The organism is Aeromonas veronii (genome assembly GCF_040215105.1).
Taxonomy (GTDB): domain Bacteria; phylum Pseudomonadota; class Gammaproteobacteria; order Enterobacterales; family Aeromonadaceae; genus Aeromonas; species Aeromonas veronii_G.
In genome coordinates, this window is the sequence record NZ_CP157875.1 from 4,096,453 (window position 1) to 4,117,651 (window position 21,199).

At 62.0% G+C, this 21,199-nt stretch carries 15 protein-coding genes and 1 pseudogene; 11 read left to right on the forward strand and 5 right to left on the reverse strand.

What is annotated here, in order from left to right; all coding sequences use genetic code 11:
• Positions 1–50 precede the first annotated feature (50 nt).
• On the forward strand, positions 51–974 hold the full coding sequence (gene lpxL / locus ABNP46_RS18955) for an LpxL/LpxP family Kdo(2)-lipid IV(A) lauroyl/palmitoleoyl acyltransferase (protein WP_349919877.1): 924 nt from the start codon (positions 51–53) through the stop codon (positions 972–974).
• Positions 975–1,032: 58 nt separating this feature from the next.
• On the opposite strand, the gene ABNP46_RS18960 is transcribed toward lpxL, so the two are convergent.
• The 3 genes from ABNP46_RS18960 to ABNP46_RS18970 form a co-directional block, all read right to left on the reverse strand.
• Complete coding sequence (locus ABNP46_RS18960) at positions 1,033–3,009, reverse strand: bifunctional 2',3'-cyclic-nucleotide 2'-phosphodiesterase/3'-nucleotidase (protein ID WP_349922578.1); 1,977 nt, start codon at positions 3,007–3,009, stop codon at positions 1,033–1,035.
• Between the two features lie 127 nt (positions 3,010–3,136).
• Positions 3,137–3,757 (reverse strand): L-lysine exporter, encoded by a 621-nt coding sequence (lysE, locus tag ABNP46_RS18965; RefSeq protein WP_349919878.1) that lies wholly within the window; start codon positions 3,755–3,757, stop codon positions 3,137–3,139.
• A gap of 336 nt (positions 3,758–4,093) precedes the next feature.
• Complete coding sequence (locus tag ABNP46_RS18970; protein WP_349919880.1) at positions 4,094–4,873, reverse strand: LuxR family transcriptional regulator; 780 nt, start codon at positions 4,871–4,873, stop codon at positions 4,094–4,096.
• A gap of 64 nt (positions 4,874–4,937) precedes the next feature.
• On the opposite strand from ABNP46_RS18970, the gene ABNP46_RS18975 reads away from it, so the two are divergent.
• The 8 genes and pseudogenes from ABNP46_RS18975 (at position 4,938) to ABNP46_RS19010 (ending at position 15,467) form a co-directional block, all read left to right on the forward strand.
• Positions 4,938–5,564 carry an acyl-homoserine-lactone synthase gene (locus ABNP46_RS18975; RefSeq protein ID WP_349919881.1) on the forward strand — a complete coding sequence of 209 codons (627 nt, stop codon included), beginning with the start codon at positions 4,938–4,940 and terminating at the stop codon, positions 5,562–5,564.
• A 287-nt stretch (positions 5,565–5,851) separates the two neighbouring features.
• On the forward strand, positions 5,852–6,751 hold the full coding sequence (locus ABNP46_RS18980) for a LysR family transcriptional regulator ArgP (RefSeq protein ID WP_349919882.1): 900 nt from the start codon (positions 5,852–5,854) through the stop codon (positions 6,749–6,751).
• An 86-nt stretch (positions 6,752–6,837) separates the two neighbouring features.
• The gene (locus tag ABNP46_RS18985; RefSeq protein ID WP_349919884.1) at positions 6,838–8,856 is read left to right on the forward strand and encodes an exoribonuclease II; all 2,019 of its coding nucleotides are present in this window, start codon (positions 6,838–6,840) and stop codon (positions 8,854–8,856) included.
• Positions 8,857–9,445: 589 nt separating this feature from the next.
• Positions 9,446–11,374 carry a PTS mannitol transporter subunit IICBA gene (locus ABNP46_RS18990; RefSeq protein ID WP_349919886.1) on the forward strand — a complete coding sequence of 643 codons (1,929 nt, stop codon included), beginning with the start codon at positions 9,446–9,448 and terminating at the stop codon, positions 11,372–11,374.
• 34 nt (positions 11,375–11,408) lie between these two features.
• A complete protein-coding gene (locus ABNP46_RS18995; protein WP_349919887.1) occupies positions 11,409–12,551 on the forward strand; it encodes a mannitol-1-phosphate 5-dehydrogenase in 1,143 nt (380 codons plus the stop codon).
• Between the two features lie 112 nt (positions 12,552–12,663).
• On the forward strand, positions 12,664–13,185 hold the full coding sequence (locus ABNP46_RS19000) for an MltR family transcriptional regulator (RefSeq protein ID WP_349919889.1): 522 nt from the start codon (positions 12,664–12,666) through the stop codon (positions 13,183–13,185).
• A gap of 22 nt (positions 13,186–13,207) precedes the next feature.
• A pseudogene (locus tag ABNP46_RS19005) lies at positions 13,208–15,120 on the forward strand (cation:proton antiporter).
• Between the two features lie 98 nt (positions 15,121–15,218).
• Positions 15,219–15,467 (forward strand): hypothetical protein, encoded by a 249-nt coding sequence (locus tag ABNP46_RS19010; protein WP_349919891.1) that lies wholly within the window; start codon positions 15,219–15,221, stop codon positions 15,465–15,467.
• Positions 15,468–15,507: 40 nt separating this feature from the next.
• Here ABNP46_RS19010 and ABNP46_RS19015 read toward each other — a convergent pair whose 3' ends face one another.
• Complete coding sequence (locus ABNP46_RS19015) at positions 15,508–16,026, reverse strand: mechanosensitive ion channel domain-containing protein (protein WP_349919893.1); 519 nt, start codon at positions 16,024–16,026, stop codon at positions 15,508–15,510.
• A 9-nt stretch (positions 16,027–16,035) separates the two neighbouring features.
• Positions 16,036–17,028, reverse strand: a complete 993-nt coding sequence (gene zntB / locus ABNP46_RS19020; protein WP_349919895.1) for a zinc transporter ZntB — start codon at positions 17,026–17,028, stop codon at positions 16,036–16,038.
• A gap of 104 nt (positions 17,029–17,132) precedes the next feature.
• Between zntB and ABNP46_RS19025 the strand changes: the two genes are divergently transcribed.
• Positions 17,133–17,585, forward strand: a complete 453-nt coding sequence (locus ABNP46_RS19025; protein WP_349919896.1) for a YaiI/YqxD family protein — start codon at positions 17,133–17,135, stop codon at positions 17,583–17,585.
• Positions 17,586–18,320: 735 nt separating this feature from the next.
• Entirely contained in the window at positions 18,321–21,116 is a 2,796-nt protein-coding gene (locus ABNP46_RS19030) for a beta strand repeat-containing protein (protein ID WP_349919898.1), read from the forward strand.
• Positions 21,117–21,199 lie beyond the last annotated feature (83 nt).

Below are 21,199 nucleotides of genomic sequence, written 5' to 3' on the forward strand. Positions count from 1 at the left end.
TCCCTCATGCGGCCTCCCGCTGATTTGCGATTGAGAACAAGAGACTCTTCATGGCCCAAGAACACGCTCCCCGCCTCGAACCCCGTCTGTTCCATCCCCGTTATTGGGGCAGCTGGCTCGGCCTCAGTCTGCTCTGGCTGCTGGTGCTGCTGCCCTGGCGCAGCCAGATGTGGCTGGGCCGCCAGCTCGGTACCCTGGCTCGCAAGATATTGAAATCCCGCGTCAAGATCGCGCGCCGCAATCTGGAGCTGGCCATGCCCGAGCTCAGCCGGGATCAGCGAGAGGCCTTGCTGGTGCAAAACTTCGAGAGCGTGGGCTGCGCCATCTTCGAGGTGGGCATCGCCTGGTTCTGGCCGGACTGGCGGATGCGCCGCCTGATGAAGGTGGAAGGAGAAGAGCACGTCATCGACGCCGTCGAGAGGGGCCAGGGCATGCTGCTGCTCTCCTGCCACTTCCTGACGCTGGAACTCAACGCCCGCTGCTTCGGCCTGGTACGGCCCGGGGTCGGCGTCTACCGCCCCAACACCAATCCCGTGCTGGAGTATGCCCAGTACCACGGCCGCTGCGCCTCCAACAAGTATCTGGTGGACCGGCTGGACGTGAAGGGGATGATCAAGGCCCTGCGCAACGGCGATGCCCTCTGGTACGCGCCGGATCACGACTACGGCGCCCATGCCAGCGTCTTCGTGCCCTACTTCGCGGTGGAGCAGGCCGCCACCATCACCGGCACCGCCACCCTGGCCCGGGTCAAGAACACCGTCACCCTGCCCTGCTACAACATCCGTACCCAGGACGGCTACACCCTGCACATCGGGGCGCCCCTGACGGATTATCCGAGCGGCGATGACGTGGCCGATGCCGCCCGCGCCAACCGGGAGATTGAAGCCGCCGTACGCCGCGCGCCCGAGCAGTACATGTGGCTGCACCGCCGCTTCAAGACCCGCCCCAATCCGGAGGATGCGGGTTTCTACTAAGCGCCGCCCCACGAAAAAGCCCTCGCACAGCGAGGGCTTTTTGTTATCGGCCTGGGAGTCAGCGAACCAGCCGGTAGATGGCGTAACCCGGATGTTTGGCATCACTCATTGGCAGAGTGGACTGATAGCTCAAGTCTGCCCCCGCCAGGGCCTTGGCCTCATCCCGTGGCGAAGAGTAGAGCCGCACGTCCACGCCCGCAGGCAGTGCCTTCATGTGCCAGTTGTCGTTGGCCGCCGGGCTGAAGCCGGACGGGTTGTCCGCGGACTGGGACTTCAGATACTGGGCGATGATCTCCCGCGTCTCGAAGGGATCTTCGTGGACGATGTTGCTGCCATCGATCCCCGGGAAGTGTCCGCCGCCGCTGGCACGGTAGTTGTTGGTCACCACGTAGAACTTCTGGGCCGCATCCAGGGGCTGGCCGTTGAAGGTCAGGCCGCTGATGCGCTGGCCATCGCTCACCTTGGCGCCGTCCTTGTTGTAGCGGGCAGGCTGGGTGATGTCCACCTCGTAGCTGACCCCGTCGATGACGTCGAAGTTGTAGGTGGGGAAGTTCTCGTTCACCAGCCACTGCACGCCCGTGTTGCCGGCGTCTATCTGGTTGAACTGGCCGGCGCTCATCTCCAGCCACTCCTTGACGGTGGCGCCGTTCACCTCCACCACCTGCAGGGTGTTCGGGTAGATGTAGAGGTCGGAGACGTTGCGCAGGGAGATGTTGCCCTGGGCCACATAGGTGAAGTCATTGATGCCGTTGCGACCACCGCGGAAGGGGGCGGCCACCGAGAGGATGGGATAAGCCTCCTTGAGCAAGCCGTCTTTTTGCAGCTGCTCGGCATGCTGGCGCTGGGCGTCGCTCACCAGTTGGACGGACGGATCATCCTGCACCAGGGCGAAGAAGCTGTGGATGGGGGAGGTGATCTTGCCAAGCGGCTCGTCCAGCCAGAGGTTGGTGGCATCGTGATCCGCCTGCACCAGGTCCACCACCCGCTGATCCACGGCGCTGCCTTCGCTGGAATCGATCTTGCGCAGGCTGGCCTGGCTCTGCTTCACCTGCCACTTGCCATCCACCTGCTCCAGCTTGAGATCGATGATGCCGAGGTGATTGCCCCAGTAGCCGGGCATGACGGTGGGGATGCCACTCAGGGTGCCAGCCTGGTTGTCCACCTCCGGCAAGTCCGGGAAGTCGCCGGGGAAGTTCTTGTGGGCGTGGCCCAGCATCAGGGCGTCGATGCCCTTCACCTTGGCCAGGTGCCAGGCGGAGTTCTCCATCATGGCCTCGTAGCTGCTGGCGTTGATGCCGGTGTGGGCGACCACCACCACGATGTCGGCCCCCTTGGCGCGCAGCTCCGGCACGTAATGGTTTGCGGTTTCCACCATGTCGGCCACCACGACCTTGCCCTCCAGGTGGCGCTTGTCCCACTGCAACACCTGGGGCGGGGTCAGGCCGAGGATACCGACCTTGACGGTTTGCGGCTGGCCCTTGTCATCCGTCACCTTGCGCTCCAGCAGCAGGTAGGGGGTGAACTTGTTGCCGCTCCAGTCAATCTGCCCCTTGGCATCGCGCTTGAAACTCCCGGCCTCGAACACGTTGGCGTTCACGTAGGGGAACTTGGCCCCCGCCAGCACCTTGCCGAGGTAGTCCAGCCCGTAGTTGAACTCGTGGTTGCCGAGGTTGCCGGCGTCATAGCCGAGTTCGTTCATGGCCTTGAACACCGGATGAGCCTGCTTGTCGAGGTAGCCGGCGCCGGACTGTTCGAAGATGTAGTCAGCCAGCGGCGTGCCCTGAATGAGATCGCCGTTGTCGAGCAGCAGGTTGTTGGGGTTCTCGGCGCGGGCGGCCCGGATCAGCAGAGCCGTGCGGGAGAGGCCGAATTTGTGATCCTCCTTGTTCTGGTAGTAGTCATAGCCCAGCACGTTGGAGTGGATATCGGAGGTCTGGATGAGACGCAGGGAGACGGCTCCCGGTTGCGCCTCGCTGTCGTTGTCGCTGCTACAGGCAGACAACAGCACGATGGCGGCAATAGCCCCCAGTTTCATGGTTTTATTCACTGTCTATTCCCTTTTTTTATGAGTGACGCTTTACCAGCGACGGGAATTTAACAGACGAATATGTCAGCAGATGAAGCCGGGACTCATTTTTATGAGGCCCGGCACAAAATTAACCTTATGACGCCATCAGGGCCCCGAACGCCAACTTGGCCGCCAGCACCAGCATGATGATACCGACAATAATATCAATGGCTTGCTGCACTTTTCCCCGAGCGAGCCAAGGTGAAAGCGCCGCCGCCCCGAATGCCAGGCTGTAGAACCAGACCAGGGAGGCCAGCATGGCCCCGGCCGCGAAGGCGGGCCTGAGATCCTCGGCGAACTGGCTGCCGAAGGAGCCGAGCAGCATCAGGGTATCCAGGTAGACGTGAGGGTTGAGCAGGGTCACCCCCAGGGTCATGGCCAGCACGCTCTTGATCCCCATCAACTGGGGGGAATCCGCCAGCGCCCCGCCCTGCCCGCGCCAGGCGCTGCGCAGGGATCGCACGCCGAACCAGCCGAGGAAGATCACCCCGCCCCAGGTCAGCAGCGCCAGCCCGATGGGGCTGGCCGCCAGCAGATTGGCGCCGCCGAACACACCGATGCCGATCAGCACGAGGTCGCACAGGCAGCAGAGGGTGGCCGTCAGCAGGTGATGGTTGCGGTGGATGCCCCGGCTCAGCACGAAGGCATTCTGGGCGCCGATGGGAATGATCATGGCGAGGCCGAGGGTAAAGCCTTGCAGGGTAGTGGCAAACATAGGGGGTACGTCCAGTGAAGAGATGGACGGCACTATAGAGCCTGCCTCTTCATCAGAGAAATTCATTCATTTGCTGATGCATTAGCCATTCTGATGACAGAAGCGGTTCGCCATTCCCCCTCCCCTGTCAATAGCAGGATCTGACAATTGTCCCTCCCCCTCCCCGACCCGAGAATCGTCAGGGTTATTTCCCCGGGCACGGCAAAACGCCGGCCAGACGGGGAGAGACGCAATCCGGCATCCCGCGATGACAAGGATCTTGGCACTGTGATCGGGAGAGGTGGAAGTGAGTTCCATGAGAAGCCCAGCGACAGCTTATTGTCGCCAGGCCCGGGATCATTGCAGCAGCGAGGGATAGTTGGTGATCACGACCTGTTCCAGGTTGGGCAGCAGAATGCCGCTGCTCACCCCCTTGGCGATGGCCTGGTAGCGGTTCATGGAGCCGGTCTTGCGGGTCACCTGATTGAGGTGGTAGTTCACGGTGCGCTCAGTGATGCCGAGGATGCAGGCGATCTCGCTCGAGGTCTTGCCTTCGCTGGCCCAGAACAGGCACTCGGTCTCCCGCTCGGTCAGCGCCTCCTGCTCCTCCTCCAGCATGCTCTTGCGCACGATCCGGATCGCCGCCTCGAAGATGTAGTTGGACATCCAGGAGAGGATGGGCGAGGACTCCAGCAGCAGATCGCTCGAGGCCCGCTCCCGGGTGATGAAGGAGAGAATGCCGTTCTCCCCCGCCGCCCCGTGCAACGGGAAGGAGATGCCGTTGCGCAGGCCGAACTCCGCCGCCAGCCCCATCACATCCATGCTGCCCTCTTGCAGGAAGCGCGCCTTCTCGTCCAGCCGGTTCCAGTAGATGGGCAGGGTCTGCTTGCGGGCGAGCTGAATGATGGGATCACAGGAGAGCATGTGGTTGGCCGTGTAGGCCTGCACCCAGGAGTCGGGGCACTGGTTGAACAGCACCACCTTGGGCCTTTGCATGGACATGGGCAGGATGAGCGCAAAACGATAGTAGTCGTAACCCATTCCCAGGGTGAAGCGGCCGATCAGTTCGGCCAGCCGATTGCCATCGGTCACCAGTGTGAAATGTTCCAGATACTCAAGCAGTTGGTCGCGTGTCATTAGGCTAGCCCCCCTAGACAAGGCTTTGGATTATAGCGCCGAAACATGAAATGGAGAGACATGAATGCTTGTTTTCAAAGGAAAAATAAAAGAACACCCCAAATGGGAGGTCGAAAACGAGCTCTATCGCTTTCGCAAGCGAGTCTTCTCCGATCGGCTCGGCTGGGATGTGGAAGCCCACAAGGGGCTGGAGCGGGACAGTTTTGACAAACCGGACACCCACTGGGTGCTGATCGAAGACGAACAAGGGCTGTGCGGCTGCATCCGGTTGCTCAGTTGTGCCCAGGATTACATGCTGCCCAGCATCTTCCCCTGCGCCCTCGCCGGCGAGATGGCTCCCCGCGGCCCGGAGGTCTGGGAGCTGACCCGGCTCGCCGTCGACGCCAGCCGGGCTCCCCAGCTCGACAACGGCATCAGCGAGCTGACCTGCGTCATCTTCCGCGAGGTCTATGCCTTCGCCAGAGAGCAGGGGATCCGGGAGCTGGTCGCCGTGGTCAGCCTGCCGGTGGAGCGCATCTTCCGCCGCCTCGGCCTGCCCATCGAGCGCCTGGGCCACCGCCAGGCCGTGGATCTCGGCGCGGTGCGCGGGGTCGGCATCCGCTTCCTGCTGGACGAGCGCTTCGAGCGCGCCGTCAACCGGCCGCTGCGGGGCCGCTACAGCCGGGCCGGCGAGTTGCTCGGCACCCCCTGAATCCACTCAGCCCGCCCCATGCGACCGACCCTCCGGCTCTCGCCATAAAAAAGTCCCGGGACAGTGCCCGGGACCAAAACTCTCGCTATGGCCCGTTTCCACCCCATGCAAAAACGGACCGAGTGAGTATCCAATGAATCTCATTCGCCCGCTACTGTCACTTATCACAGTGGCCGACCTGCACCTTCCCGGCAGCCGGGATGCACCAGAGCCCGCTGCGCCTGGTTGCCAACCCCGCGCGTTCAGTAGCATATTTACTGATATTGAAACTTTCATAAGGAATGCTGATGAAGGCACTGGACTACAAGCTGCTGCTGGCGCTGGACGCCGTGATGGAGGAGCAGAATTTCGAGCGGGCCGCCCAGCGCCTGCACCTCACCCAGTCCGCCATCTCCCAGCGCATCAAGCAGTTGGAGCAGCAATTCGCCGAGCCGCTGATCATCCGCAGCCAACCCCTGCGGGCCACCGAGCTCGGCCAGAAGTTGCTGGCCCACTACCGTCAGGTGCGCCAGCTGGAGCTGGAGTTGGCGGGGGAGCTCTCCCCCGAGGAGCCCCAGGCACCGGTGCGGGTCAGCATCGCCATCAACGCCGACAGCCTGGCCACCTGGTTCCTGCCCGCCCTCGGCCCGCTGCTTGAGCAGCACCCCATCGAACTGAACCTGCTGGTGGATGACGAGAGCCGCACCCTCGACAAGGTGCGCGAGGGTCAGGCATTCGGCGCCGTCAGCCTGCAGCCCCAGCCGCTCGCCGGTTGCTGTGTCGATGAACTCGGCGAGATGCGCTACCTGCTCACCGCCAGTCCCACCTTCGTCGCCCGTCACTTCCCGCACGGCCTCACCGCCGCCGCGCTCGCGAAGGCACCGGCGGTGGCCTTCGATCAGCGCGACGACATGCACGTGAGTTTCGTGGCCCGCCACTTCGACCTGAAACCCGGCGGCTACCCCTGTCACACGGTGCGCTCCTCCGAGGCCTTCGTCGCCATGGCCGAACAGGGGCTGGCCTGCTGTCTCATTCCCGAGCTGCAGATCCGTCGCCAGCTGGCGGAGGGCAGCCTGCTCGATCTCTGCCCGGATCTGCACCTGGTGGAGCGGCTCTACTGGCATCGCTGGGTACTGGAGCGGGGGCTGCACAAACAGGTCTCCCAGCGCCTGATCGTGCAGGGTCGCCGGGCACTGCAACCCCGCTGACGCGGCCATTCACCTTGGCTTTGGGGGGGTAAAAACGTATAGTGCTGGGCGATTCTTCATCGGTTTCCACCTCAGGTTCCTCACTTATGTTTCAAGACAATCCGCTGCTGGCCCAGCTCAAGCAACAAATCCGCGAGAACATCCCCAAGAAAGAGGGTGTGATCCGCGCCTCCGATCGAGGCTTCGGCTTCCTGGAGGTCGATGAGAAGAGCAGCTATTTCGTGCCCCCTCCCTACATGAAGAAGGTGATGCACGGTGACCGGGTGAGCGCCCTGATCCGGACCGAGAAAGAGAAGGAAGTGGCCGAGCCGGACGCCCTGCTGGAGCAGGCGGTGACCCGCTTCGTCGGCCGCGTGAAGATGTTCCGCGACCGCCTCAACGTGGTGCCGGATCACCCCCTCATCAAGGACGCCATCAAGGCCCGCGCCAAGAAGGGTCTGGACGAGAAGTCCTTCAAGGAAGGGGACTGGGTGGTGGCGACCCTCAAGCGCCACGCCCTGGTGGACGGCAACTTCTCCGCCGAAATCACCCAGCTCATCGCCGACAAGGACGATCACAACGTGCCCTGGTGGGTGGTGCTGGCGCGCCACAATCTGGCCCAGATTGAACCGGCCGACCTGCCGGAGTGGAAGGTGATCGAGGAGGAGGAGCTGCCCCGCACCGACCTGACCTCTACTCCCTTCTTCACCATCGATGGCGCCAAGACCAAGGACATGGATGACGCCCTGGCCATCCGCAAGCTGGACAACGGCTGGGAGCTGCTGGTGGCCATCGCCGATCCGACCGCCTATGTGGCCGAGGGCAGCGAGCTGGATCTGGAAGCCGCCAAGCGCGCCTTCACCGTCTACATGCCGGGCCGCAACGTGCCCATGATCCCGCGCACCCTCTCAGACGAGCTCTGCTCCCTGAAGGAAGGCGAGGAGCGCAACACCCTGTGCGCCCGCCTGCTCATCGCCGAGGATGGTCTGCTGCTGGAGGAGACCGAATTCTTCGCCGCCCGCATCAACTCCCACGCCCGCCTCTCCTATGACGACGTTTCCGACTGGGCCGAGCACGGCAAAGCGCTGGATATCGACGCCGGGGTGCTGGCCCAGTTGCCGCTGATGAAGGCCATGACCGAGGCGCGCATCAAGTGGCGCACCGAGCACGCCCTGGTGTTCCCGGATCGCCCCGACTATGACTTCGAACTGGGTGAGAACGGCGAGGTACTGGCCATCCACGTGGAGCCGCGCCGCATCGCCAACCGCATGGTGGAAGAGTCGATGATCGCCGCTAACATCTGCGCCGGCCGCGTGCTCGGCAAGCAGGTGGGTTACGGCATCTTCAACGTCCACACCGGTTTTGACGAGGAGTCCCTCGATGGTGCCATCGAGCTGCTCAAGACCGCCGAGGCGCCGTTCGAGAAGGAAGAGATCGCCAGCCTGTCCGGCTTCTGCGCCCTGCGCCGCTGGATAGACAACCTGGATACCCGCTGGCTGGACGGCAAGATCCGCCGCTTCCAGAGCTATGCGCTGATGTCCTCCGAGCCGGGTGCCCACTACGGCCTGGGGCTGGACGCCTATGCCACCTGGACCTCCCCCATCCGCAAGTACGGCGACATGGTCAACCATCGTCTGCTGAAAGCCGTCATCGCCGGCAAGGCACCGGGCCCGCGCCCGAGTACCGAGCTGACCGAGCACCTGACCGCCTGCCGCCGCCTGCATCGCATGGTGGAGCGCGACATCGGCGACTGGCTCTATGTCCGCTACCTGATGTCTGCCGCCGGCACCGATCAGGTGTTCAACGCCGAGATCATCGACGTGATGCGCGCCGGCCTCAAGCTGCGCCTGCAGGAGAATGGCGCCGTGGTCTTCATGCCCGCCCGCCACATCCTGGACAACAAGGACAGGCTGGAGTGCAACTGGGACAACGGCCGCGTCTATCTGGACAAGACCGAGGTGGTCTACGAGCTCGGCCAGGTGATCCAGGTCAAGCTGACCGAAGCGGTGGAGGAGACCCGCTCCCTCATCGCCAAGCCGGCGGTGGCGCTGGTGCCGGGCCCGGCGCCGGTCGCCCCGGCCGCCGATGCCGAGACGCCGGCCGATCCGGCTCCCCAGGCGGAGTAAGCTCTCCCCTTTCAAAAGGCCCGCCCCGTGCGGGCCTTTTTCATGGCGGTGCCCGGGCCGATCACCACTCATCCCCACCCCGTGTCCTTTCCTGATCCTTCCCCCTCAGGCTTACTACAGACGAAACTCTGCTCCCCTCCCTCTCTCTGCCTGAAAGTGGGCAACAAATCAGAGTGATTCATCGCTCAGTTAGCCCATTGCATGGCAGATCCATCGCTGCCACCCCCGGATGCAGGCTCAGCGACCGAGCCCCAATTGGAATCAAATTCACATTTTGTGACAAAAATCACATTGACAACCACTCGCGGCAGGCATGAAAACGAGAGGTAAATCACGGTAAAACATCGTTCGCAGCAGAAAAGAATGAAAAGTAGCCAAAAAACAGTTCTAAATCGTGATTGAGATCACTCGTGAGGGAGGGGGGAGGGAGGTGTATTTGAGAGGCAAGTCACAAGATGCCCCGTTTTCAGCCTAATTTGATCGCAAGCTGGTAGATTGAAGTTGCTTAGACGACCCGGATGGGGGTTCGGCAAAACCCACCACTCCGACTACCACTCTTAATCAAACAGGCTTAAAACGGGGTCCCGACATGTTATCACCGGATACCAAAGTCAAGATACAGAATTTTGGACGCTTCCTGTCCAATATGGTCATGCCCAACATAGGCGCCTTCATCGCCTGGGGCTTCATTACCGCCCTCTTCATCCCCACCGGCTGGCTGCCCAACGAGACGCTGGCCAAGCTGGTTGGCCCCATGATCACCTACCTGCTGCCGCTGCTCATCGGCTACACCGGCGGCAAGCTGATCGGTGGTGAACGGGGCGCCGTGGTCGGTGCCATCACCACCATGGGGGTCATCGTCGGCACCGACATCCCCATGTTCATGGGTGCCATGATGGTCGGCCCCCTCGGTGGTTGGGCCATCAAGCGCTTCGACAAGGCGATGGAAGGCCGGGTCAAGAGCGGCTTCGAGATGCTGGTCAACAACTTCTCCGCCGGCATCATCGGCATGCTGTGCGCCATCCTCGCCTTCTTCGTGATCGGTCCCTTCGTCAAGGTACTCTCCGGCGCCCTGGCTGGCGGTGTCGACTTCCTGGTCGCCCACAGCCTGCTGCCGCTGACCTCCATCTTCGTCGAACCGGCCAAGATCCTGTTCCTGAACAACGCCATCAACCACGGCATCTTCTCGCCGCTCGGCATCCAGCAGGCGACTGAACAGGGCCGCTCCATCTTCTTCCTGATCGAAGCGAACCCGGGTCCCGGCCTCGGCGTGCTGCTGGCCTACATGGTGTTCGGCCGTGGCAATGCCAAGCAATCCGCTGCCGGTGCCTCCATCATTCACTTCTTCGGCGGCATCCACGAGATCTACTTCCCCTACGTGCTGATGAACCCGCGCCTCATCCTGGCGGTGATCGCCGGCGGTATGACCGGTGTCTTCACCCTGACCCTGTTCAACGCGGGCCTGGTCTCTCCGGCCTCCCCCGGCTCCATCTTTGCCGTGCTGCTGATGACGCCCAAGGCCTCCCTCATCGGGGTGCTGCTCTCCATCGTCGCCTCGGCCACCGTCTCCTTCCTGGTCGCCGCCGTCTTCGTGCGTGCCCAGCAACCGGAAGCCGACGAAGCCGATGCCCTGGGTGAAGCCACCCGCAAGATGAAGTCCATGAAGGGTACCAAGCCAGAAGCCGCAGCGGCCAAGAAGCCCGGTGGTGAACTGATGGCGGTACGCAACATCGTCGTCGCCTGCGATGCGGGCATGGGCTCCAGCGCCATGGGCGCCGGCATGCTGCGCAAGCGGGTAGAGGCCGCTGGCCTTAACATCAGCGTGACCAACCGCGCCATCAACAGCCTGGACGATCAGGTGGATCTGGTCATCACCCACAAGGATCTGACCGACCGTGCCCGCCGCCATGCGCCGCACGCCCAACACATCTCCCTCAACAACTTCCTCGACAACGCCCTCTATCAGGAGCTGGTACAGAACCTGAGTCTGGCCAGGGCTGCCAACGACGACGTAGCCAACCCACACCTGCTGGTGGCCGCCAACGACGACAGCTTTGAGCCGCAGAGCACCGAGGTCTTCACCCTGAGCCTGCAGGACGTGCACCTGGGCCTTCAGGCCGACAACAAGGAGGCCGCCATCCTGGCTGCCGGCAAGCTGCTGGCCGAGCGTGGCTACGTGGCCCCGGACTATGTCGACGCCATGCTGGAACGCGAGCAGCTGGTCTCCACCTATCTTGGCGAGTCCATCGCCGTGCCCCACGGCACCATCGCCGCCAAGGAGCACGTGAAGCGCACCGGCATCGTCATCTGCCAGTACCCGGCCGGCGTGCCGTTCGGTGAGTCCGCCGACGAGGTGGCGCGGCTGGTGATCGGTATCGCCGCCCGCAATGACGAACACATTCAGGTAATAACCAAGCTGACCAATGCACTGGATGAACCGGGTCTCATCGACCGGTTGGCCAGCACCCGGGATCCCCAGGAGTTCCTGGATTTACTGGGTGCCGAACAGGCCGCATAACTCATCATCGTCTTTGGTTGTAGAGGTTAATATCATGAAAACATTGCATTTTGGTGCCGGCAATATAGGCCGTGGCTTCATCGGTAAACTGCTGGCCGACGCCAGCCACCAGGTCACCTTCGCCGACGTCAACGAGACCCTTATCGATCAGCTCAACCACCGCCAGGAGTACAAGGTGCTGGTGGTGGGCACGGATCAGAAGCTGGATGTGGTACGCAACGTGGCGGCCGTCAGCTCCGCCGGGCAAGAAGTAATCGATCGCATCGTCAGCGCGGATCTGGTGACCACGGCGGTGGGCCCCAACATTCTGGACAAGATTGCCAGCACCCTGGCCAAGGGGCTGCAGGCCCGCTTCGATGCCGGCAACCTGACCCCTCTCAACGTCATCGCCTGCGAAAACATGGTGCGCGGCACCAGCCACCTCAAGCAGGAGGTACTCAAGTACCTGCCGGTCGAGTATCATGCCCGGCTCGACGCCTGCATCGGCTTCGTCGACTCGGCGGTGGATCGCATCGTGCCGCCCGCCGCGGCCAACGACGATCCCCTTGAGGTGACGGTGGAGAGCTTCAGCGAGTGGATCGTCGACCAGACCCAGTTCAAGGGCGAGCTACCCAAGGTGGCGGGCATGGAGACGACCGACAACCTGATGGCCTTCGTCGAGCGCAAGCTGTTCACCCTCAACACCGGCCACATCGTCACCGCCTACCTCGGCAAGCTGAGGGGCTACCGGACGGTGCGTGACGCCATCGAGGATCCGCTCATTCGCAGCAAGGTGCGCCGCGCCATGGAGGAGAGCGGTGCTGTGCTGGTACAGCGTTACGGCTTCGATCCGCGGCTCCATGCCGCCTATATCGAGAAGATCCTGGCCCGCTTCGCCAACCCCTATCTGGTGGACGAAATCGACCGGGTGGGCCGTCAGCCGCTGCGCAAGCTGGCGGCGGGCGACAGGCTGGTGAAGCCGCTGCTCGGCACCCTGGAATACGGGCTGCCCAATGATCATCTGCAGGAGGGCATAGCGGCGGCGCTGCATTATCGCAATGCCGACGACCCTCAGGCGGTAGAGCTGCAAGCCTTGCTGGCGGAGCTCGGCCCGGCCAAGGCCCTGGCACGAGTGACCGGCCTGGATGCAGACAGCGAGATCGTTGCCGCCATCGTCGCCCGCTATCAGGCCCTGTGAGGACCCACTGGCGGTGTCCTGGTCTGCCCCGTCACGGGGTGACCAGGTGCCGCCAAGTTAAAAACCGGGAGAGAGCCTGGCTCTCTCCCAGTCAGCTGGACCCCAAGTATCTATGACCACACACCAGGAAGATGAAGTACTGGAACGACTGAACGAGCAGGATGGCCCCCGCGGCTTCTTCCTCGAGGTCGTGACCATCCTGGAAGAGGCGGTCGACTCCCTGATGCGGCGCGCGTTCCGCCAGGAGGAGTATGCCGTCAAATACGCCATCGAACCCCTGCTCAACCAGAGCGGCCCCCTCGGCCAGCTGGAGGTGCGCCTCAAGCTCATCTTCGCCCTCGGTCTCATCTCCCTCGAGCACTATCAGGACATCGAAGCCTACATGAAGATCCGCGATTTTCTGGTGCGCGACCCCAAGGATTACCGTTTCAGCGACAAACCCGTTCGCGACCTGCTCGATCGCCTGCATGGCATCAGTCAGGCCAGCATGATGCCGCAGGATCCCCCGGCCAACGAGGAGGACTGGCCCCTCTACCAGATGCAGCTCAACCGGCTCGATCAGATGGTACGCTCCGCTCTGGTGCTGGCGGTGACCGACTGCGTCACCGAACTGCACAAGGAGAGCCCCATCTAGTCGCGCCGCACATTCCGCTCCCATTTCCCCCTCCACCGCCCGGGCGCGGGCCGCCTCCCCTGTTCCAATCGAATGTCAATTTGCCCCGCTTCCCCGCTACACTACTCCCAGTCCCATTACCTGCCCGAGGTTGGCATGATTGCACTCTCCCTGGCGGGGATCGCCCTGATCTCCCTGTTGGCCCAGTGGCTGGCCTGGTCCCTGCGGGTGCCAGCCATCCTGTTTCTGCTGCTCAGCGGCCTGTTGCTCGGTCCCGTGACGGGGGTACTCGATCCGGATGCCCTGCTCGGGGATCTGCTGTTCCCGCTGGTCTCCCTGTCGGTGGCCATCATTCTGTTCGAGGGGGCATTGACCCTGCATCTGGCCGAACTCAAGGGGATTGGCAAGGTGGTGCGCAACCTCTGCTCCGTCGGCATGCTGGCCAGCTTCGCGGTGATAGGCGGTGCCAGCTACTTCCTGCTGGGGCTGGATTGGCGGGTCGCCATGGTACTCGGTGCCGTGCTGGTGGTGACGGGACCGACCGTGGTAGCCCCCATGCTCAACGTGATCCGGCCGGTGCGGGAGGTCGACAAGATCCTGCGCTGGGAGGGGATCGTCATCGATCCCATCGGAGCCCTGTTCGCGGTGCTGGTGTTCGAGGCCGTTCGCCTCGGCAGCCAGAGTGACGTGCTCAGCCACACCCTGCTGGCGCTCGGCAAGACGGTGGGAGTCGGCACCCTGATCGGGGTGGGCGCCGGCTGGCTCACCACCCTGCTCATTCGCAAGGACTGGCTACCGGTCAGCCTGCACAAGTTCGGCGTGCTGGCGCTGGTGCTGGTCACCTTCACCCTCTCTGACTGGATCAGCCACGAATCCGGCCTGCTGGCGGTCACCGTCTTCGGCATCTGGCTCGCCAATCAGGAGGGGCTGGATCTGGAAGAGGTGCTGGAGTTCAAGGAGGATCTCGCCGTCATCCTCATCTCCTCCCTGTTCATCCTGCTGGCGGCCAGGCTCGATCTGGCACAGCTCTGGCAGCTCGGGCCCATGGTGCTGCTCCTGCTGTGTGTGGTGCAGTTTGTGGCCCGCCCGCTCTGTATCCTGGTATCGACCATGGGATCGGATCTTCCCTGGCGTGCCCGCGCCCTGCTCAGCTGGATTGCCCCCCGCGGCATAGTGGCGGCGGCAGTGAGTGCCTCCTTTGCCATCAGCATGCACGAGGCAGGCATTGCAGATGCCGACAAGCTGGTGCCCCTGGTGTTCGCCGTCATCATTTTCACCGTGGTGCTGCAGAGCCTGACCTCTGCCCCCCTCGCCAACCTGCTCGGCATGCGCCAGAGCGCTCCCAATGTCTGGCTGCTGATCGGCGCCAACTCGGTGGCCCGTGCCATCGCCAAGGCACTGGCGGATCAGGGCATCCCGGTGCAGCTGTCGGATCCCGCCTGGGAACACTGCAAGCTGGCCCGCATGAGTAACCTGCCCTGCTACTTCGGCAATCCGCAGTCGGAGCAGGCCGAGTTGCACCTGCCGCTTACCAGCATCAGCACAGTGCTGGCCCTCTCCCCCAACCGCCACAACAACGCCCTCGGCGTGCTGCACTTCGCTCACCTCTATGGGGAGGAGAAGGTCTACTCCCTGCGCTCCAGCGATCAGCACGGCAAGGCGAACCGGGAGAGCGCCACCTTCCGCGCCCGTCAGAATCTGTTCGGAGCCGAGATGAACTTTGCCCGCCTGAGCGGCCTGCTGAGCCGAGGGGGTCAGATCAAGGCGACCCGGCTACGGGAAGCCTTCGACTGGAATCAGTATCAGGAGGCCAATCCGGGCGCCATACCGCTGTTCCTGCTCGATGCCAAGGGGCAGCCACAGGTGGTCACCGGCCCCATTCAGCCCCAGACTGGCGAGCTGGTGATCGCCCTGCAACCGCCCCGCGACGCTCCCGTCCCGGATGCCATCAAGTAATCAGCGCCTGAGAGATGATCGAGGGCTGGCCGGACAGGGCTCCGCCCAGCCCGGGCAACTAGAATGAAGGTGAGTGTCATCGGTCATAGGAGGATGTCATGACGGTCACCGAATTGCGGACATTGCATCAGCAACAGCGTTTCAAGGAGGCGGAGATCCTGCACGATGTCATCTCACCTGGCTGGATCGTGGAATTTCGCGGGCAGGACGGTCGTCTGTACGCGATGACGGACACTCTGGGGTGCCCGGTGAGCTTCGCCTCCGCCGAGGAGGCGCGCGATCATATTCACCGGGTGGCCGATTGTCCGGTGCAGGTCGAGCATCTCTACCACTTCTTCGAACGCTGAGTCAGCCTGTCCATGAAAAAAGCTCCCGAGGGAGCTTTTTTCATTCTGGTTGCAGGGGCACGGCCTCCCTCTCCTCCAGCTTCCTGACCGGTTTTTGCAGAATCAGGTTCGCCGGATAGGTGACCATGTCTCCGTTGTCGTCCCGCACTCGCACGTAGAAGAGACCGATCTCTGTGATGACCCCCGTCACGGAGTCATCCTTGTCGAGGATGCGGATCCGATCGCCAATCTTGTAGGGAAAGGCGAAGAAGATGGTGATGCTGGCGGTGATATTGGAGAGGATCGACCACTGCGCCACCATGGCGACGCCGAGTACCGCGAAGAAGGAGGAGGCCAGTACCACCAGGCGAGAGAAGTCGAGTCCCCAGACTCCGGCCAGGATCAGCAGGGTCGCGCACCCCAGCAGGAAGTGGAACACATGCTCCACGTAGAGCACCCGGTTTTCACTCACCTGCCTGGATTTGGCCAGGGCCAGCAGGCTCTTGTGGATAAGCCCGCGAATAAGGGTGTGACCCAGCAGCAACAGCAGGGTCACGCCAAAAGATTCCCACGTCGTCATCTTCGCTCCTTACCACCAGCGTCTGTGTTTGAGCCAGACGCCCAGCCCGACGGCCAGCGCCAGCAGGGAGCCGCTGAAGATCCAGAAGGCGGCTGGGCTCTCGGCCCCCGGCATTCCCCCCAGGTTGATGCCGAACAGACCGGTCAGGAAACTGGCCGGCAGGAACAGCAGCGCCATGACCGACATCTGGTAGGCGCGGCGGTTGGTCGCCTCCGCCATCAGGTTGTTGATCTCGTCCGCCAGCACCGCGGTACGGGCCACCCCGGCATCCAGATCGTCCAGCCAGCGCCGCAGGCGATCGGCAATGTCGAGCAGGCGGCGCCTGTCATCTTCATCCAGCCAGCTAATCTTCTCGTTGGCGAGGCGGGCCACCAGATCCCGCTGGGGAGAGAGGTAGCGGCGGATCATGATGAGTTGCTTGCGGATCCTGGCCAGACGGCCGTTGGGGGGAAGATCCCGCAGCAGAACCTGCTCTTCCAGCTCCAGGATCTGATCGTGCAGCTCTTCGACAAACTCCCCCGCCCGGTCGGTCAGGGCATCGCAAATCTCCACCAGCCAGTCAGCTGGCGAGTCGGCTCCGCCCCCCAGCTTCAGCTGTTCGAACACATCCCGTTCAGACAACAGGGGGCGACGGCGGCTGCTCAGAATGAGATCGGGGGTGATGTAGATCCGCAGCGCCACCATCTCCTCGGGGCGGTGATCCTTGTTGTGGTTGATGCCGCGCAGGATCAAGAGCACCGTCTCCCCCATCCGGACCAATTTGGGGCGATTGCTTTGGCCGAGCAGAGATTCACGGACCACCTCATTGATGAGCGGCGTCTGCAGCAGCCAGCGAGCCGCTTCCGGATTGCCGTAATCCAGGTGCAACCAGCTGGGTTCGGCGGCGGGGATCTCGCTCCCCACCGCCAGAGGCTGCATGCCCCCCTTGCCATCCAACGTCAGGCCGTAAATCACATCATTGGGCACCCGATCCATCCACTCATCCTTTTCGCGTCGATTCATCGGGTCAGCTTACACGAAAGCGCGGCCTGGCTCAGCCCCGGGCGGTCTCTCTCGGCCAGCCATGCTAAGATGTGCCCTTCGTGTGAACCATTGGAAACCATGCCATGCCCATCTGGGTCGATGCCGATGCCTGCCCTCTCCCGGTCAAGGAGATCCTCTACCGTGCCGCCCACCGCACCCAGGTCGTTACCACGCTGGTAGCCAATCAGGGGCTGCGCGTGCCTCCTTCTCCCTTCATCAAGACCCAGCAGGTGGAGAAAGGTTTCGATGTGGCGGATCACGTGATAGCGCAGCAGGTTAAACCCGGTGACCTGGTCATCACCGGCGACATTCCGTTGGCGTCTTGGGTGATCGACGCTGGTGGCGAAGCACTCAATCCTCGCGGCGAGATCTATACCCGCGAAACCATACAGGCCAGACTCGGTATGCGTAACTTCATGGAGGAGCTGCGATCGGCTGGCGTCCAGACCGGTGGGCCCGCTCCCTTCAATGCCGCCGACAAACAGCGCTTCGCCAACGCCCTGGATAGATGGTTGCTCAAGGGCAAACTGACTTGACCCAGCACAGCGCTCCTCTTGCCACCATGGGCTTGGCTTGCCGGCCCATGGACTCAAGTCATCCCTTCCCATCCAGTTTCGTCCAGCCTGCTGTCTCACCTAAGTCTTGTCCTCATGCCATGGTTCACACCAAGGCCATCGATACCTGATTGCCGCCTTCTCCACCGGCAGAACGGTTCATCAATATAACTAAAGAACGGCGATTTGTTACAAAGCAATACTTTTAATTATATCAATAGCCATTGAAATACCCCTTCCCCTGACCTAGACATATTAACAAACCACAAATAATAAACTTATCCATAGCAGTCATCTAGGATTCACACCCTTAGCATTCACACCCACATAGAAAAGAGGGCTTGTCTCATAAAAAGCATCTATCACTAGAATTTAATACAGATAAATCAGCACATTGATAAAACATGTCATTCAACAAAAACAGAGATAAATATCTCTGCAGGATTCGCTGTCCCCTCATCAGGGTGAATCTCCTCTTACCTTAAGCACAGAGATTAAAGGGGAATATCCATGAGCAAGCCAATGACAGTATTTCTTTCGCTGTTTCTTACCTTCTTCTTATTCAGCTGCGGCGGAGGAGGCGGAGGGGGAGGCACCAAACCAACGAATCCATCCGCCAAAACTATCACCAAAATAGATATATCTGGCGATACCGCAGGCAATCAGGCCCGGGCAGAAGCCAACCCCAGCACCCCCCTTGGCCTGAGTACCCAGTATTTGGCCATCGCCACCTATAGCGACAACAGCACCGCCAACATTACTGACGTCGCCAGCTGGAGCAGCGCCGATACCAGCATCGCCACCATAGATGCCATGGGATTAGCCAAGACACTCAAGGTCAGTGAGACGGTGATCACCGCCAGCTATCAGGGAGTCACCAGCAATAGCTCGGAGCTCACCATCACGGATGCCATCCCCACCCAGGTTTCCATCATTCCCCCGACCACCAAGCTCGCCAAGGGGTTGTCACTGCAGTTGCAAGCCATTGCTACCCTCTCGGACGATACCACCAAGGATGTGTCGACTCAGGCCAGCTGGCAGAGTGACAACCCATCCGTGCTGAGCGTCGATAGCCAGGGGAAAATCACCGCAAACGATACTGGTGATGCGACTGTGACGGCCACCATATTGGGCGTCACTGGCCAAACCACTGTTTCTGCCGTCAATCTGGCCGTCAGCCAGATCCAGATCATTCCGGCCTCCGTGCAACTGGCCATCGGCACCACCACCAAGTTGACGGCCATTGCCACCTTTGCCGACAACAGCACCCAGGATGTCTCCTCCCAAATCGCCTGGCTGAGCAGCAACAACGCCGTTGCCACCGTCGATAGCACAGGCCTGGTGACCGGTGTCGCTGCGGGTTCAGTGACGCTGTCCGCCACCCTGCTCGGCGTCACCGCGACTACCAGCATTCAGGTCAACAACGCCAGCCCTACCGCCCTACAAGTCATTCCTGCCGTCTCGACCATTGCCCTCGGTACCAAGAGTCAGCTGCAGGCCATCGCCACCTTCAGCGACGGCTCGACTCAGGACGTGTCGGCTCAGGCACTGTGGAGCAGCGACAACCCCGTCATCGCCAGCGTAGACAGTCAGGGACAGGTCTCGGGTAACGGCATAGGCCAGGCCAGCATCACCGCCACCCTAGGTTCCGTCAGCCGCAGTGTCAGTCTGACCATAACCAATGCCATCGCCACCTCGTTGCAGATCATTCCGCCCACCGCCTCCCTGCCTGCAGGCACCAAGTTGCAATTCCAGGCCATCGCCAGCTTCAGCGACAACTCATCGCAGGATGTTAGCGACCAGGTCAGCTGGATTAGCTCGGATAACAGTGTGGCGGTCATAGACCAGTACGGTGAGGCAACTGCGGTCAGTACAGGAGGAACAAACATCTCGGCCCTCTTCCAAGGCGTCAGCAGCAATACTGTATTGCTGGTGGTCACCAATGCCACCGTCAGCAGCGTCCAGGTCGTCCTCGATAGCGGCAGTGGCACTCTGGCCAAGGGCAGCTCGGTCCAGTTCAAGGCTCAGGCGGTGTTGAGCGATGGCAGTACGCTGGATGTCTCCAACCAGGCTGCCTGGGTCAGCAGCGATCAGACCAAGGTCACCATCGATACCCAGGGTCTGGCGACCGGGGTCGCGGTGGGTACCAGTACCATCACTGCCAGCGTCAATGGCGTGACCAGCGCCGGGACAATCTTGACGGTCACCAACGCTATCATCGGCCAGATCCAGATCACCCCTCCCATTCTCACCCTGGCCAAGGGTACCAAAGGCAAGTTGACGGCTATCGCCACCTATAGCGATGGCACGACTCAGGACATCTCTAACCTGGTGGCCTGGAACAGCTCGGATATCGGTGTCGCCACCGTCAACCTGTCCGGTGAAGTCACCGCGGTCACCATTGGCAATGCCACCCTCACCGGTCGCGTGGGCAGCGTCACCAGCAATCCAGTCAGCCTGAGCGTCTCCAGTGCCAGCGTGAACCAGATCGACCTGTCTGCGACGGCATCGACTCTGGCGGCTGGCACCAAGACCCAGTTGACTGCCGTTGCCAACTACTCCGATGGCAGCAGCCAGAACATCTCGAGTCTGATCTCCTGGAGCAGCAGTGACAGCAACGTTGCCACCGTCGATACCAATGGAGAGGTGACGGCAGTATCCCCCGGGACTGCCACCATCACCGGCAGTTTTGGCGGGCAGACCAGCACCCTGATCATCACGGTCACGGCGGCAACGGTCAGTACCATCCAGATCAGCACCCCCTTGGCCTCCCTGGCACTGGGTACCAATGGTCAACTGAGGGCGCTGGCAACCTACTCCGACAATACGGTGGTGGATGTCACCAGCCAGGCCAGCTGGAGCAGCAGCTCTCCCGCCTTGGTGAGCGTGGATGCGAGCGGCCAGATCAAGGCTCTGGCCGTGGGTTCTGCCAACATCAGCGGCACTCTGGGCGGCATCACATCCACCATCAACATCGCGGCAACGGCTGCAACTGTGAGTTCGCTCAGCATAGAAACCATCCCCAATCTGGCGAGTGGAAACGAGGTACAGCTCAAGGCGACAGCAACCTTCAGTGACCTGACCACCCAGAATGTCAGCGCCCTTGCCCATTGGCAAAGTGACGATATTGGCGTGGTGACCGTCACCGGCACCGGGGTTGCACATGGGGTGGCGGCAGGCAATGCCAATATCAGTGCCAGCTTCCTGACCGGCTCAGACAGCAAGCCGATCACCATCACGGCAGCGACTCTCGGCAGCCTGACGGCCAGTTGCACCACCCAGGTCCAGCTCGGGCTGCTCGGCCTCCCGATTGCCAACATAGTGACCCGCAAGGCCGTCGCCAGCTTCTCTGATGGCAGCACGCTTGATGTCAGCAACAGCGTCACCTGGAGCAAGAATGGTGTTGTGCTCGGGGTAACCCTCAACAATATCGACATACTGCTGTTGACCCAGCAGGTGACTTACCAGGCCACCCTCAATGGCGTGACCAGTAATACCGTCACCTGTCCTTAAATAACCGGCATCGCCTCATCGTCCCTGCGATGGGGTCCTTGCCCCAGACAAAGAGGCCGCCACATTGGCGGCCTCTTCATTTT